This window comes from Pseudomonas sp. B16(2017), assembly GCF_002113205.1.
GTDB lineage: Bacteria > Pseudomonadota > Gammaproteobacteria > Pseudomonadales > Pseudomonadaceae > Aquipseudomonas > Aquipseudomonas pharyngis.
In genome coordinates this window covers 1-13,559 of the sequence record NZ_NEKA01000027.1, presented here as the reverse complement: position 1 = coordinate 13,559, position 13,559 = coordinate 1, and the positions used below count along the sequence as shown (strand labels likewise).

Annotated in this window: 14 protein-coding genes and 1 pseudogene; 10 read left to right on the top strand and 5 right to left on the bottom strand. The window is 61.2% G+C overall.

Features of this window, described 5'->3' with window-relative positions; translation table 11 throughout:
• Positions 1-66 precede the first annotated feature (66 nt).
• The 5 genes from CAG25_RS27770 to CAG25_RS27750 all read left to right on the top strand — a co-directional run bounded on the left by CAG25_RS27770 (position 67) and on the right by CAG25_RS27750 (position 6,830).
• On the top strand, positions 67-1,167 hold the full coding sequence (locus tag CAG25_RS27770; protein WP_085611257.1) for an efflux RND transporter periplasmic adaptor subunit: 1,101 nt from the start codon (positions 67-69) through the stop codon (positions 1,165-1,167).
• Positions 1,164-4,241 (top strand): MexW/MexI family multidrug efflux RND transporter permease subunit, encoded by a 3,078-nt coding sequence (locus CAG25_RS27765; RefSeq protein ID WP_011332346.1) that lies wholly within the window; start codon positions 1,164-1,166, stop codon positions 4,239-4,241. The genes CAG25_RS27770 and CAG25_RS27765 overlap by 4 nt, the downstream gene beginning before the upstream one ends.
• 9 nt (positions 4,242-4,250) lie before the next feature.
• On the top strand, positions 4,251-5,702 hold the full coding sequence (locus CAG25_RS27760) for an efflux transporter outer membrane subunit (protein ID WP_085611258.1): 1,452 nt from the start codon (positions 4,251-4,253) through the stop codon (positions 5,700-5,702).
• Positions 5,703-5,832: 130 nt separating this feature from the next.
• Entirely contained in the window at positions 5,833-6,198 is a 366-nt protein-coding gene (locus tag CAG25_RS27755; protein WP_039772921.1) for a helix-turn-helix transcriptional regulator, read from the top strand.
• 74 nt (positions 6,199-6,272) lie between these two features.
• A complete protein-coding gene (locus CAG25_RS27750) occupies positions 6,273-6,830 on the top strand; it encodes a chorismate lyase (protein ID WP_085611259.1) in 558 nt (185 codons plus the stop codon).
• A gap of 52 nt (positions 6,831-6,882) precedes the next feature.
• Here CAG25_RS27750 and CAG25_RS27745 read toward each other — a convergent pair whose 3' ends face one another.
• The 3 genes from CAG25_RS27745 to CAG25_RS27735 all read right to left on the bottom strand — a co-directional run bounded on the left by CAG25_RS27745 (position 6,883) and on the right by CAG25_RS27735 (position 8,781).
• Positions 6,883-7,158: a LysR family transcriptional regulator gene (locus tag CAG25_RS27745; RefSeq protein ID WP_007953837.1), complete on the bottom strand. Its 276-nt coding sequence runs from the start codon at positions 7,156-7,158 to the stop codon at positions 6,883-6,885.
• A 59-nt stretch (positions 7,159-7,217) separates the two neighbouring features.
• Positions 7,218-7,727 (bottom strand): flavin reductase, encoded by a 510-nt coding sequence (locus CAG25_RS27740; protein WP_007953834.1) that lies wholly within the window; start codon positions 7,725-7,727, stop codon positions 7,218-7,220.
• A gap of 172 nt (positions 7,728-7,899) precedes the next feature.
• Positions 7,900-8,781: a LysR family transcriptional regulator gene (locus CAG25_RS27735; protein WP_085611260.1), complete on the bottom strand. Its 882-nt coding sequence runs from the start codon at positions 8,779-8,781 to the stop codon at positions 7,900-7,902.
• A gap of 231 nt (positions 8,782-9,012) precedes the next feature.
• Here CAG25_RS27735 and CAG25_RS27730 point away from each other — a divergent pair, with 231 nt between their 5' ends.
• Positions 9,013-9,777, top strand: a complete 765-nt coding sequence (locus CAG25_RS27730) for a sulfite exporter TauE/SafE family protein (protein ID WP_085611261.1) — start codon at positions 9,013-9,015, stop codon at positions 9,775-9,777.
• Here CAG25_RS27730 and CAG25_RS27725 read toward each other — a convergent pair.
• Entirely contained in the window at positions 9,767-10,081 is a 315-nt protein-coding gene (locus CAG25_RS27725; protein WP_085611262.1) for a putative quinol monooxygenase, read from the bottom strand. The two genes, CAG25_RS27730 and CAG25_RS27725, sit on opposite strands and share 11 nt — an antisense overlap.
• A gap of 201 nt (positions 10,082-10,282) precedes the next feature.
• Here CAG25_RS27725 and CAG25_RS27720 point away from each other — a divergent pair, with 201 nt between their 5' ends.
• From CAG25_RS27720 to CAG25_RS27710, 3 genes are all read left to right on the top strand, one after another.
• The gene (locus CAG25_RS27720) at positions 10,283-10,873 is read left to right on the top strand and encodes an NAD(P)H-dependent oxidoreductase (protein ID WP_085611263.1); all 591 of its coding nucleotides are present in this window, start codon (positions 10,283-10,285) and stop codon (positions 10,871-10,873) included.
• A gap of 60 nt (positions 10,874-10,933) precedes the next feature.
• Complete coding sequence (locus tag CAG25_RS27715) at positions 10,934-11,845, top strand: LysR family transcriptional regulator (protein ID WP_064593308.1); 912 nt, start codon at positions 10,934-10,936, stop codon at positions 11,843-11,845.
• 103 nt (positions 11,846-11,948) lie between these two features.
• Complete coding sequence (locus CAG25_RS27710) at positions 11,949-12,842, top strand: NAD-dependent epimerase/dehydratase family protein (protein WP_085611264.1); 894 nt, start codon at positions 11,949-11,951, stop codon at positions 12,840-12,842.
• 135 nt (positions 12,843-12,977) lie between these two features.
• Here the strand turns inward: CAG25_RS27710 and CAG25_RS28715 are convergent, their stop codons facing one another.
• The gene (locus CAG25_RS28715) at positions 12,978-13,139 is read right to left on the bottom strand and encodes a hypothetical protein (RefSeq protein WP_178076178.1); all 162 of its coding nucleotides are present in this window, start codon (positions 13,137-13,139) and stop codon (positions 12,978-12,980) included.
• Positions 13,140-13,396: 257 nt separating this feature from the next.
• Here CAG25_RS28715 and CAG25_RS27705 point away from each other — a divergent pair.
• Positions 13,397-13,559, top strand: a pseudogene (locus CAG25_RS27705) (GntP family permease); the annotation flags it as partial.

The following is a 13,559-nucleotide window of genomic DNA, read 5'->3' as shown; positions in this document are numbered from 1 at the left end:
GTTGCACCTTTATTTTCTTAAAACTCAAACTTTTGTGCTCGCAGCAAAGAGTCAAGGGAGTGCCACATGCTTGCTCGAAACATTATCAAGTCGCTGATCTTTATTGTTCTTGTGGTGGTGTTGTCCGCTGCACTGGGCTGGCGTTTCTGGTCGCCGCCACCGGCGGCGGCCGAGCAACGGATCCCCAGCACCCGGGTCGGTCTGGCCGTGGTCAAAAAGCAGCCTTACAACTACTACCTCGAGGCCATCGGCAAACTCGAAGCCCAGCGTCAGGTGCTGGTGTCGGCTGAAGTCAGCGGCAAAGTGGTGGACATCGATTTCGAGTCCGGCGATGAAGTGAAGGCGGGGCAAGTGCTGCTCAAGCTCAACGACGCGCCGGAGCAAGGCGAACTGGTGCGCCTGAAAGGCGAGTACGAATCGGCCAAGGCCCAGTTCGCCCGGGTCCAGGAACTGGCCAAGACCGGCGCCGAAAGTCGTCGCGCCTTCGACAGTGCCCGCGCTCAATACGACGCGGCCAAAGGCGACATGGAGCGCATGCAGGCGCAGATCGCTCAACGCCATATCCGCGCGCCGTTCGCCGGCACCCTCGGCATTCGCCAGGCGCACCTGGGCCAATACCTGCAGGCCGGCAGCGCGGTGGCAACCCTGACCGATCCGGGCGTGCTGCGCGTCAACTTCACCCTCGCCGAGCGCGATGGCTCGCAAGTGCAACTGGGCCAGACCGTGCAGGCCAAGGTCGATGCCTGGGGTGATGTGACCTTCGCCGGCAAGATCGTCGCGGTCGATCCGCAGATCAACCAGTCCCACACCATCAACGTTCAAGCGGTCATCACCGACACGCAAAAACGCCTGCGTCCCGGCATGTACGCACGGGTCTCGGTGACCCTGCCGCAGACCGCCGAGCTGCTGATTCCGGAAACCGCGATCACCTACAACGCCTACGGCGAAAGCGTGTTCTCGGTCTACACCGACGAGGCCGGCGTGCAGAAGGTCAAGCGTGAAAGCATCAAGGTCGGCGAGCGCCGCGATGGCTGGGCGGTGGTCGACAAGGGCCTGACCGAAGGCGTGCAAGTGGTGACGTCCGGCCAGCTCAAGCTCCACGACGGCGTGGCGGTGGAAGGTGTCCCGGACACGATTGCTCTTAAACTCAGTGGGCTGGAAAAATGAATTTCACCGACCTCTTTCTTCGCCGCCCGGTGCTGGCCGTGGTGGTCAGCACGCTGATCCTGCTGTTCGGGGTGCGCGCGCTGATGAACCTGCCGATCCGCCAGTACCCGATGCTGGAAACGTCGACCATCACGGTTACGACCCAATATCCCGGCGCCTCTTCGGAACTGATGCAAGGCTTCGTCACGCAGCCGATCAGCCAGGCCGTGGCCTCGGTCGAGGGCATCGACTATCTGTCGTCGGCCTCGACCCAGGGCCGCAGCCAGGTGACGATCCGCATGGCACTCAACAGTGACTCCATCGCGGCGCTGACCGAGGTCATGGCCAAGGTCAACCAGATCAAATACCGCTTGCCGAAGGACGCGTACGACCCGGTGGTGGAACGCACGTCCGGCGGCTTCACCAGCGTGGCCTACGTCGCGTTCGCCAGCTCCAACCTGACCATTCCGGAGATGTCCGACTACATCTCCCGCGTCGTCGAGCCGATGTTCGCCGGCATCGAAGGCGTGGCCAAGATCAACATCATGGGCGAGCAGAAACTGTCCATGCGCCTGTGGCTCGACCCGCAGCGTCTGGCCGGTTACGGCATGACCGGGCAGGACGTGTCGGCGGCCATCGAGGGCAACAACTTCCAGGCGGCTCCCGGTCAGGTCAAAGGCCTGTACGTGGTCAGCAACCTGCGGGTCAACACTGACCTGAACAGCGTCGAAGATTTCCGCGACATGGTGCTGCGCAACGACAACGGCCACATCATCCGTGTGCGTGACGTCGGCACCGTGGAGTTGAACGCAGCCTCCACCGACACCAGCGGCGCGATGAGCGACGTACCGGCGCTGTTCCTTGGCCTGGACGCCGCACCGACCGGCAACCCGCTGGTGATCGTCAAACGCGTGCGCGAATTGCTGCCGCAGATCCAGGAAACCCTGCCACCGGGCGTGACCGTGCAGATCCCGTTCGAAGTGGCGCACTTCATTCAGTCGTCGATCGACGAGGTGAGCTACACCCTGCTCGAAGCGCTGGTGATCGTGGTGCTGGTGATTTACCTGTGCCTGGGCACGTTCCGCACTGTGCTGATTCCGCTGGTGACGATTCCGCTGTCGATGCTCGGCGCGGCGATGCTGATGCAGATGTTTGGCTTCAGCCTCAACCTGCTGACCTTGCTGGCGATGGTTTTGGCCATCGGGTTGGTGGTGGACGACGCCATCGTCGTGGTGGAGAACGTCCACCGTCACATTGAAGAGGGCAAGAGCCCGTTCGAGGCGGCGCTGATCGGCGCCCGTGAAGTGGCGGGTCCGGTGGTGGCGATGACCTTCACCCTGGCGGCGGTGTACGCGCCAATTGGCTTGATGGGCGGCCTCACCGGCACGCTGTTCAAGGAATTCGCACTGACCCTGGCCGGTGCCGTGGTGATTTCCGGCATCGTCGCGCTGACCCTGTCGCCGATCATGAGTACCCGTCTGCTGGACGCGAAAACCAGCGAAGGTTTCATGGCGGTCAAGGCAGATCGATTCTTCCAGTACCTGTCCCGTCGTTATGGCGCGCTGCTTGGCGGTTCGCTGGCGCGGCGCTGGATCAGCCTGAGCGTGGCGCTGGTGATCTTCTTCAGCCTGCCGTTCCTCTATCGCTCGGCGCAGACCGAACTGGCGCCGCTGGAAGACCAGAACATCCTGCTGACCGCGATCAAGGCGCCGCAGCACGCCAACCTGAATTACCTCGAGGCCTACGCCCACGAGTTGTACAAGACTTTCAACGAAATCCCCGAGGGTTACAGCAACTGGGTGGCGAACGGTTCCGACGGTCTGTCCAACAGTGTCGGCGGGATCAACCTGGTGGACTGGGAAAAACGCGGTCGCGATGCCAACACCATCCAGCCTGACTTGCAGGCGCGGGTGAACCAGATCGAAGGCACGAGCATTTTCGTGTTCCAGATGCCGCCGCTGCCGGGCTCCACCGGTGGCCTGCCGGTGCAGATGGTGATCCGCAGCGATCAGGAATACCTGGCGCTGTACAACGTGATGGATCAGCTCAAGCAAGCCGCGCAGGCCAGCGGTCTGTTCGCGGTGGTCGACAGTGATCTGGACTTCAACAATCCGGTGGTGGAAATCCAGGTCGACCGGGCCAAGGCCAACGCCTTGGGCATCCGCATGCAGGACATCGGCGAAACGCTGAACAGCCTGATCGGTGAGAAGTACGTCAACCGGTTCTCGTTCCATGGTCGCTCCTACGACGTGATCCCGCAGTCGGTGTCGGCGGATCGCCTGACTCCGGAAACCCTGAAGCTGTATTACGTGAAGGACCAGAAGGGCAATCCGGTGCCGCTGTCGACACTGGCCACTCTCAGCGTCAAGGTCGAGCCGAATCGCCTGACCCAGTTCAACCAGCAGAACTCCGCCACGTTCCAGGCCATTCCGGCGCCGGGCGTGACCCTGGGTGATGCGGTGGGCTTCCTGCAAAAACAATCGGAAGGTTTCCCCGCCGGCTTCAGTTTCGACTGGCAGTCCGACGCCCGCCAATACGTGCAGGAAGGCAACAGCCTGGCGTTCACCTTCGGCCTGGCCCTGGTGATCATCTATCTGGTGCTGAGCGTGCAATACGAGAGCTTCCGCGATCCGTTCATCATCCTGATCAGCGTGCCGTTGTCGATCTGCGGGGCCCTGGTGCCGCTGGCGCTGGGCATGACGTCGATGAACATCTACACCCAGATCGGCCTGATCACGCTGATCGGTCTGATCAGTAAGCACGGGATCCTGATGGTCGCGTTCGCCAACGAGTTGCAGCGCCAGCAAGGCATGGACCGCGTGCAAGCGATCCAGCACGCCGCGCAGGTGCGGCTGCGGCCGATCCTGATGACCACCGCTGCCATGGTGGTCGGCCTCGCGCCGCTGTTGTTCGCCAGCGGTGCCGGCGCCAACAGCCGCTTCGGCCTGGGCCTGGTGATTGTGGTGGGGATGCTGATCGGCACCTTGTTCACCCTGTTCATTCTGCCGTCGGTGTACACGCTGCTCAGTTCGATCAAGCAACCGAGCCACGCACCCGAAGCCGAGCCGGCCGGCGTGCCGCAACCCATCCTGTGAGGACGTGACATGCATTCGATTACACGTTTGATGCTGGCGCCGCTGGCGGCGTCCATCCTGTTGGCGGCCGGTTGTGTGAACTACGCCGGGATCGATCATCAGGGCAAATTGCTGGCGGTCGGCGATGCGCCGTCCGACAGCCTGAAAGACAAACTGCCGCCGGCCCAATGGCCGCGTGCGGACTGGTGGACATCGCTGGGCGACCCACGTCTGGGTGCTCTGATCGAAGAGGCGTATGCCAGCAACCCGGACTTGCAGGAAGTCGCTGCCCGGGTCGCGAAGGCCAACGCATTTCTCGACCTGCGCGACGCCGAGCGTTACCCGGAAATGGACGCATCGGCGGGTGTCACTCGCGGTCGGCTGTCGCGCTTCGAGGACTACAGCGGCGAGGGCCACAAGTACTTCACCGCACGCAATCTGGCGGTCAATTTCAGCTACACCTTCGACCTCTGGGGCGGCCAGCGCGCCGCGTGGGAATCGGCGCTCAACAGCGCACGAGCGGCGGAAGTCGACCTGCAATCGTCGCGGCTGATTCTCGCGGTCAACGTGGTCAAGGCTTACAACCAGTTGGCGTATGCGTGGCAGGTCTCGGAGCTCAATCAACGGGATCTCGAACGCTTGAGCAAACTGGTGGACCTGACGGATTCACGTTACGGCTCGGGCCTCGACAACCTGTCGCAACTCAAGCAGGTGCAGAGCCTCAAGGCGCGTTCGGAATCGACGCTGATCGGCGCCAACGAAGACATCGAAATCGCCCGCCTGCAGTTGTCGGCGCTGATCGGCAAGGGTGTCGATCGTGCGCACACGCTCGAGCGCCCATCGAATCTGCAAGCCAGTGTGGTGGCCTTGCCGGCGCAGTTGCCGGCTCAACTATTGGGTCGTCGTCCGGACATCGTCGCCGCACGTTGGCGCGTGGAGGCCGAGACTAAAAACGTCGAGGCGGTGAAGACCACGTTCTACCCGAACATCAATCTGGTGGCGGCGGCGGGGTCCCATGCATTGACCGGTGATGCGCTGTTCGCCGGGGTCAGCAAGTTCTGGAACGTGGCGCCAACGGTGTCGCTGCCGATCTTCGATGCCGGGCGTCTGCGCTCGGATCTGAAGGCAGGCAATGCCGAACTCGACAGCTCCATCGCGCAGTACAACCGGGTGCTGAATTCGGCTCTGCACGAGGTGGCGATTTCGGTGACGCAGTTGCGTTCGTTCGAGCAGCAGATCGTCGTGCAGCGCGATGCCTGTGCGATTGCCCAGTCGTCCTACGATCTGTCGCAGTCGCGCTACAAGGCCGGGGAGGACACGTTCCTCGATGCGCTTAACATCGAGCAACAATTGATTCAGGACGAAATGCGCCTGGCCTTCCTCAACAGCAAGCACATCGACAGCTCGGTTTCGTTGATGGCAGCGCTGGGCGGCGGGTTCCAGGCGCCTGCGCTGGAGACCGCGCAGAGCAGCGATTTGTAGTTGTTTTGCGGGACGCCGCCTCTGGGGCGGCTGTCGCGGGGAAAAAACATCTTGTGTATAGTCTTACTGTTCTCGTATAGACGAATACAAGACGGATTTTTCCCGCCTATATCATCAAGGGTACCTACCTATGAACGTCCCGAATCATCCCAATCAGGATCAGATCCTTCTGGAAAATGTGCTGTCCGCATTGGGAAGCCCGCTGCGCCTGACCGTGTTGAAAGTATTGGCCGATGGCCAGGAACATCCGTGCGGCCGGATCCTCAAGGGTGCATCGAAGTCGACCATGACCCACCACTGGCGGGTTCTGCGTGACAGCGGTCTGATTTGGCAGCGCCCTTACGGTCGGGAAAACCTGCTGTCCCTGCGTCGTGAAGACATGGACGTGCGTTTTCCGGGCCTGCTCGACTCGCTGCTGTCGGCGGTCAAGACCGATGAACAGACCATCAGCGTCATCAGCAAACACGAAGTGACCGAAGAAGTCGGAGCCGAGTGACAGACACCGCCGGTGAAGGGTTGGCCTTCCACGGCAACCAACAATTCACCATCACCAGGAAGGTGTGAGCGGGTATGGATACAAGTCATTACTGGTCATCGCGACCGCTGTCGGAATTGACCGGCTCCGAGCATCACTGGCTGTTTTTGCCCGGGGCATTGACCCCACGTCTGAAAGCCATGGGCGATTATTCAATTGAAGTCGTCGAGCAGTCCCATGGCCCGCTCAATCCTGAAGAAGCGCAAGCGCTGAACGTGCCGCCAAACACCATTGGCTGGGTGCGTGAGGTGGTGATGAAGCTCGATGGCGAGGCATGTGTCACGGCGCGCAGCCTGACCAGCGTGCCGGCGCTGAATGGCGACTGGGCGGAGCTGAACGGCTACGGCCGTCGACCGCTGGCCGAGATTCTCTACACCTCGGAGCAGATCCTGCGCGAACCCTTCCAATGTGCCTTGCTGCCGCCCGGTGCGCCGTTGGCCGCGCTGTCCTATCGCTACGCGCCGCAAGCCGAACGTCTGTTGGCCCGGCGTTCGCGTTTCACCCGCAATGGTTCGGCGCTGCTGGTCAGCGAGTGCTTCCTGCCAGCGTTCTGGGCTCGGGTCGAGTACGCTCAGGCGCTCAAGTCGGCCTGATGAATTGAAACCTGCGGAAGCGAACCCCCGCAGGTTTTTTTTCGCCGGTTTTTCAGAGCCGGATCACCGCTTCGATTTGCTTGATGGCCGGCGTCAGCGCTTGCGCCAGTTGCTCGGCTTTCGAGGTCGGGCGCATGGTTCTCGACGAGCGCAGAAACAACGGATCATCGAACCGCTTGCGCAGCCGTGCCAGCGATCCGCTGATGGCGGGTTGTTTGACGTGCAGACGTTCGGCCGTGCGGGACACGCTGCGTTCGCGGAACAGCACCAGGAAAATGATGATCAGGTTCAGGTCGATATCCGCGAAGTTGTCTTCATTGAATAGCATGGTTACATCCCTGTCATGACCCGCCGGCCGGCGTCAGTCGAGGCCGGCGGGTGTCTGGATCACTGCTCGGGTGCCAGGCGCAGTTCGTCGTTCAGACGGTAGTAACTGCGGTTGAAATAGACCAGGCCTTCCGTGGCCTCGCTGTGTTGCTGCAGCTCGAGAATTTCACAGTAGAAGATGCTGTGAGTGCCGACCTCGTCGACCTTGCTGACCCGGCAATCGAGGCTGACCAGCGCCTCCTCGATCACCGGCGAACCGGTCTTGAGGGTCTGGCAGTTCACGCTGGAAAAACGCTCCTGCATGCTCAACTGCCGATTGGCGAATGCGCCGGACGTCGACTGGTGGTCGCCGGTCAGGACGTTCACACACAGCACGCCATTGGTCTTGAAATGCTCGTGATTGGACGACGAGCGATTGACGCACACCAGCAGCGTCGGCGGTGAATCCGTCACGCTGCACACCGCCGAGGCGGTAAAGCCGAAACGCCCCGCAGGGCCATCGGTCGTGACGATGGTGACGGCACTCCCCAGCATCGCCATTGCATTACGAAACTCCGTTGAATCAACCATCGCGTCACCTCATTCCATGTAGGTTTAATGGAGCCGATCCGTTCTTCCTTGTCCGTTGTCGTTGTGCGAAAACGGGTATCGGGCAACACGTTCGCTCTGGCGATATAGTACGTATGTATCCGTACCTTGCAAGCTATTCCTTGTGCTTATTTTGCCGATGAAAAAAACATGTTTACGGGAGTGCCAAGGCTTGCAACAAGGCTGTGGCATAGGGCGGCAACGCGGCGATGTCGCGGGCACACAGCAACAGTTTGCGCCTGGCCCAGCCTTCACTCATCGGCAGGGTCTTGAAGGCTTGCGGCGCGGCGCGCTGAACCGCCGCCAGCGGCACGATACCCAGACCGGCACCTCGGGCCACCATGCGCATCACCCCGTCGAAGCCATCGGCACGGATGCGGATCTGCATCCGCGAGCCGCTGTGCAGCGCCTGCTCTTCCAGGTAAATCGCCAAAGCGCTGTCGGCCTGCAGCCCGACGAAGTCATGGCGCAGAGCGTCGCTGAAACTGACTTCAGTTGCGTCAGACAGTGGATGTTCCAAAGGCAGAATCAGCACCAGCGGATCGTCGCAAAAGGCTCGGGTCTGCAAGTCGGTGGTGTCGATCGCGTCGGACACAATGCCCAGATCCGCCGCGCCCTGACGCAAGGTATGGGTGATGCGAGCGCTGGGCAGCTCCTGTAGATCGATGTCGAGATTGGGATGCTCCCGCAGGAAATCCGCCAGCACCTCCGGCAGGTATTCGCTGAGCGCCGTGGTGTTGCACAGCAGGCGCACCTGGCCTCTGACGCCGCGGGCATATTCGGCCAGATCCTGTTGCAGACGTTCAGCCTGTTGCAGCATCACCCGCGCATGTTGCGCCAGGGCTTTGCCGGCCGGCGTCGGCGTGACACCACGGCGCCCGCGCTCAAGAAACTCGGTGCCCAACGACGCTTCCATCGCCCGGATCCGCGCACTGGCCGCCGCCAGCGACAGATGACTGCGAGCGGCGCCGGCGGTGATGTTGCCGCTGTCGAGGATGTGCAGGTACAGGCGCAGGTCGGTGAGGTCGAAGTGCATCGGACAGCCTCAATATCAATGTTGTCATGCCCGACGCCTTCGCGGGCAAGCCCGCTCCCACAGGTCCGATGTCGAACACAAGTTCTGCGTACAACACAAACATTGTGGGAGCGGGCTTGCCCGCGAAGAGGGCAGTGGCCGCAAAAAAATCTACTAGCCTCTTGTATAGATAGAGGCTGCCTCAGTGTATGACAGATTTTCAGTTGATCCGCGCAAGCGCAAAGTGTAGCCATGAACGCACTCGCAGACTTCTATCAAAACCTCGGTCTGACCCTGTCATTGCTGGTGATGGCGACCTTCGTCGTCGCCGGGATGATCAAGGGCGTGATCGGCCTCGGCCTGCCCACCGTCGCCATGGGGCTGCTCGGTCTGGCTATGGCACCGTCGCAGGCTGCGGCGTTGCTGATCATTCCGGCAACCCTCACCAACGTCTGGCAACTGGCGTTCGGCGGACATTTGCAGGGGCTGGTGAAACGGCTGTGGCCGATGCTGCTGGCGATCTTCCTCGGCACGGCCATCGGCACCTTGTGGATCGGCATGGCAGGCGGGCATTGGGTGGTGCGCGGACTTGGCGCGGCGCTATTGCTCTATGCGTTGAGCGGATTGTTCCTGCCGACGCTGAGTGTCAGTCGCCGCCATGAACCATGGCTGGGGCCGCTGTGTGGCGTGATCACCGGCGTCATCACTTCGGCGACGGGGGTGTTCGTGATTCCCGTCGTCCCGTACATGCAGGCCCTGGGCTTGAGCCGTGATGAACTGGTGCAGGCGCTGGGGCTGTCCTTCACCGTATCGACCCTGGCGCTGGCCGGCGGATTGCTCTGGCGCGGGTCGCTCGGCGGCACGGAACTGAGTGCTTCGCTGCTGGCGCTGATCCCCGCTGTCCTCGGCATGTGGCTCGGCCAATGGCTGCGCCAGCGCATCAGTGCCAGTCTGTTCAAGCGGGTGTTCTTCATCGGTCTGGGCGCGCTCGGCGCCCATCTGCTGATCAGCGGTTAGCGGACGACGGGCTGAGCATTTCAATCGGGCGGATATCGAAATCCCGCTCCAGGTATTCCATGCGCTGGGCCAGGAACTGCTGCATGTGCGGCAGGTTCGAGTGCACGTCCAGATGCGCCTGGCTTTCCCAGATCTCGTAGAAGATGAACAGGGTCGGGTCTTCCTTGTCGCGCAGCATGTGGTACTCGATGCAGCCGGGTTCGGCGCGGCTCGGCTCGACGTAGGCGCGGAAAAACGCTTCGAAAGCCTCGGCTTTTTCCGGGCGGGTCTTGGCGTGCAGGATGAAACCCTGGCGTTCGCTCATCGCAAAAAACTCCTCAGATTCAGATGGCGGCCAATCCTACGGCAACAATCGGCAATCGATTCGTGCGTTTTACTCAAATGATTTTTGCGCCGTCGGTGCTTATTCCGCGCGAGGCGGATCGCTAATCTGCCGCCATTGCATTTTTCCCCTTCTCCATCCAGCGCTCTGCGCTGCGCATCGGAATCCGATCGAGGCTCTCCCATGAAAAAAGTGCTGTTGCTCAATGGCGGTAAAAAATTCGCCCACTCCGACGGTCGCTACAACACCACCCTGCACGAAGCGGCGTTGAGCGTGCTGGATCGTGGCGGTCTCGACGTCAAGACCACCTTCATCGACGAGGGTTACGACGTCGCCGAAGAAGTGGCCAAATTCCTCTGGGCCGACGTGATCATTTATCAGATGCCGGGCTGGTGGATGGGCGCACCGTGGACCGTGAAAAAGTACATCGACGAAGTCTTCACCGAAGGCCACGGCAGCCTCTACGCCAGCGATGGCCGCACCCGTTCCGACGCGTCGCAGAAGTACGGCAGCGGCGGTCTGATCCAGGGCAAGCAGTACATGCTGTCGCTGACCTGGAACGCACCGCAGCAGGCGTTCGATGACCCGACCGATTTCTTCGAAGCCAAAGGCGTGGACGCCGTGTACTTCCCGTTCCACAAGGCCAACGAATTCCTCGGCATGACCGGCCTGCCGACGTTCCTCTGTGTGGACGTGATGAAGCGCCCTAACATCGAGGCCGACGTGGCGCGTTACGAGCAGCATCTGACCGAGGTGTTTGGCCTCAAGGCCTGACGCTCGGCTACTATCGAAGGCCTGAGCTTGCGCAGCAGGCCTTTCGATTCGAGGACACCCGTGAAAGCCAGATCCGATGAGTTGCAGATTTTCGTCTGCGTGATCGAATGCGGTTCGATTTCCGCCGCCGCCGAGCAGGTCGGACAGACGCCGTCGGCGGTCAGCCGCACGCTGTCGCGACTGGAAGCCAAGCTCGACACCACGCTGATCAACCGCACCACTCGGCGCATGGACCTGACCGAGGAGGGCAAGTACTTCTTCGAACAGGCCAAGCTGATCCTCGACCAGATGGACCAGCTCGAAGAGCGCCTGTCTTCGCGCCAGCAGACGCCATCAGGACGGCTGCGGATCAACGCCGCGTCGCCGTTCATGCTCCACGCCGTCGTGCCGTACATCGACGAATTCCGCCGGCTGTACCCGGACATCCAGCTCGAACTCAACAGCAATGACCTGATCATTGACCTGCTGGAACAAAGCACCGACGTTGCTATCCGCATCGGCACCCTCGCCGATTCGACGTTGCATGCCCGCTCGCTGGGTTGCAGTCCGCTGCTGATCGTCGCCAGTCCAGCGTATGTGGAAAAACACGGTGCGCCGCGCGAAGTGGCCGATCTGAGCGAGCACACCTTGCTTGGCTTCACCCAGAACGAAGGCCTCAACCAGTGGCCGCTGCGTTACGTGCACGGCGACCGTTGGCCGATCACCCCGGCAATCAGCGCCTCCAGCGGCGAGACGGTTCGCCATCTCGCGCTGGAAGGCCAGGGCATTGCCTGCCTCTCGCACTTCATGACCATCGACGACATTCGCGCCGGACGCCTCAAGGTGTTGCTGGCGGAATTCAACAGCGGTTATCGCCAGCCGATCAACGCGGTGTACTACCGCAACTCGCAGCTGGCGCTGCGCATCCAGTGCTTCCTGGACTTCATCCAGAGCAAACTGGCGGCTTACGCCAGCGCTGATTTCAAGGGCTGATTCGTGATCCCTGCGCAACAGTGATTTGGTTTTGGGCGGGTTTTTCCACAGGACTCGCCGGTCGATACTCGCTCCATCACTTACTCACGCAGGGAGTTTCTCCATGAACGTATTCGTCACCGGCGCTGCCGGTTTTATCGGCGGCTCCATCGCCACCGGTCTGGTCCAGGCCGGCCACACCGTCACCGGTCTGGTGCGCAGCGCCGAACAGGCCAGTGAGCTGAAAGCGCTGGGCATCACCCCGGTAATCGGCACCCTCGACGACAAGACACTGCTGGCCGAACAGGCCCGCGCCGCCGACGCCGTGATCAACGCCGCCAGCAGCGACCATCGCGGTGCGGTCGAAGCCCTGCTCGATGCCCTGCGCGGCTCGAACAAAGTGTTCCTGCACACCAGCGGTTCGAGCATCGTCGGCGATGCGTCCGGCGGCAAATCCAGCGACGTCATCTACTTCGAAGACAACCTGCCGGAGCCGACCGTCGACAAGGCCGCACGCGTGGCTATCGACAATCTGGTCCTCGCCGCAGCGCAGGACGGCGTGAACTCGGCCGTCATCTGCAACACCCTGATTTACGGCCACAGCCTGGGCGTCAATCGCGACAGCGTGCAACTGCCGCGCCTGCTGAAACAGGCACGTAAAAGCGGCGTGGTTCGTCACGTCGGCACCGGTCAGAACATCTGGTCCAACGTGCACATCGAAGATGTCGTGGCGCTGTACCTGCTGGCCCTGACCAAAAACGTACCGGGCACCTTCTACTTCGTCGAAAGCGGCGAAGCGTCGTTCATCGACATGACCACCGCCATGGCCCAGGCCCTGAACCTCGGCGAGCCACAAGACTGGCCACTGAAAGATGCCGAAGCCGAGTGGGGCTACGAAATGGCCAACTACGGCCTCGGCTCGAACAGCCGCGTACGCGGCAAACATGCCCGCGAACTGCTCGGCTGGACGCCGAAGCGCACGTCGGTGGTTGAATGGATTCGTAACGAAATGGTGTGAGGGTTGATTAAACCCGAGAGGGCTTTGCGACTAACCTGTGAACGGCTGCCTTTGGGCAGCCGTTTGTGTTTTTGGATTTGTCTTGGCGCCGAGATTGAGTGAATTCGCCACTTTTTCAGAAACTGAATGACGACTCTATTCGGCCAGAGAAAGATGCAGAAACTTGCTGTCCTTGAGCTTCAGCTTGCGTTCAATCGATTCAACGCTCTGACCCGTTTCGATGGCTGTCGAACTGGCAATCGCGCGTATCAACGCTTCGGCAGTGAGCTTTTTGGGGCGGCGGCGCGGAGCAGTCATGGCAGGAACTCTATAGAAAGCGTCTGCCGAGTATAGCGCCTGGACTGATGTTGAAAACCTTGTGGTCTGGGCGAAACCTTCAGCCGGGTCATGAAAATCCCACCCCGCGATTTTCATTATTCGCGACAAGACATATCCAAAAACGACAAGCCTTATCCCTCCACGAAAATTACTTTCACTTCGTTTGAAAACTCGATCTCGAAATGATTTATGAGTTTCACAACCCATTCGAACGTGACCCTTTCGAGGAGTACCGCATGACACCGTCCTTCGGCTATTGGCTGCTGGTGTACGCTGCCGTTGCCATCATCGCCCTGATCGTTCTGATCGCCCGTTACCGGCTCAATCCGTTCATTGTCATCACCCTGATTTCCATCGGCCTGGCGCTGGTGGCGGGGATGCCGCCGTCCGGGGTGGTGG

Excerpts from the sequence above, each read along its gene's own strand:
- CAG25_RS27770 (WP_085611257.1), top strand. The coding sequence starts at position 67 with ATGCTTGCTCGAAACATTATCAAGTCGCTGATCTTTATTGTTCTTGTG.
- CAG25_RS27765 (WP_011332346.1), top strand. The coding sequence starts at position 1,164 with ATGAATTTCACCGACCTCTTTCTTCGCCGCCCGGTGCTGGCCGTGGTG.
- CAG25_RS27760 (WP_085611258.1), top strand. The coding sequence starts at position 4,251 with ATGCATTCGATTACACGTTTGATGCTGGCGCCGCTGGCGGCGTCCATC.
- CAG25_RS27755 (WP_039772921.1), top strand. The coding sequence starts at position 5,833 with ATGAACGTCCCGAATCATCCCAATCAGGATCAGATCCTTCTGGAAAAT.
- CAG25_RS27750 (WP_085611259.1), top strand. The coding sequence starts at position 6,273 with ATGGATACAAGTCATTACTGGTCATCGCGACCGCTGTCGGAATTGACC.
- CAG25_RS27745 (WP_007953837.1), bottom strand. The coding sequence starts at position 7,158 with ATGCTATTCAATGAAGACAACTTCGCGGATATCGACCTGAACCTGATC.
- CAG25_RS27740 (WP_007953834.1), bottom strand. The coding sequence starts at position 7,727 with ATGGTTGATTCAACGGAGTTTCGTAATGCAATGGCGATGCTGGGGAGT.
- CAG25_RS27735 (WP_085611260.1), bottom strand. The coding sequence starts at position 8,781 with ATGCACTTCGACCTCACCGACCTGCGCCTGTACCTGCACATCCTCGAC.
- CAG25_RS27730 (WP_085611261.1), top strand. The coding sequence starts at position 9,013 with ATGAACGCACTCGCAGACTTCTATCAAAACCTCGGTCTGACCCTGTCA.
- CAG25_RS27725 (WP_085611262.1), bottom strand. The coding sequence starts at position 10,081 with ATGAGCGAACGCCAGGGTTTCATCCTGCACGCCAAGACCCGCCCGGAA.
- CAG25_RS27720 (WP_085611263.1), top strand. The coding sequence starts at position 10,283 with ATGAAAAAAGTGCTGTTGCTCAATGGCGGTAAAAAATTCGCCCACTCC.
- CAG25_RS27710 (WP_085611264.1), top strand. The coding sequence starts at position 11,949 with ATGAACGTATTCGTCACCGGCGCTGCCGGTTTTATCGGCGGCTCCATC.
- CAG25_RS28715 (WP_178076178.1), bottom strand. The coding sequence starts at position 13,139 with ATGACTGCTCCGCGCCGCCGCCCCAAAAAGCTCACTGCCGAAGCGTTG.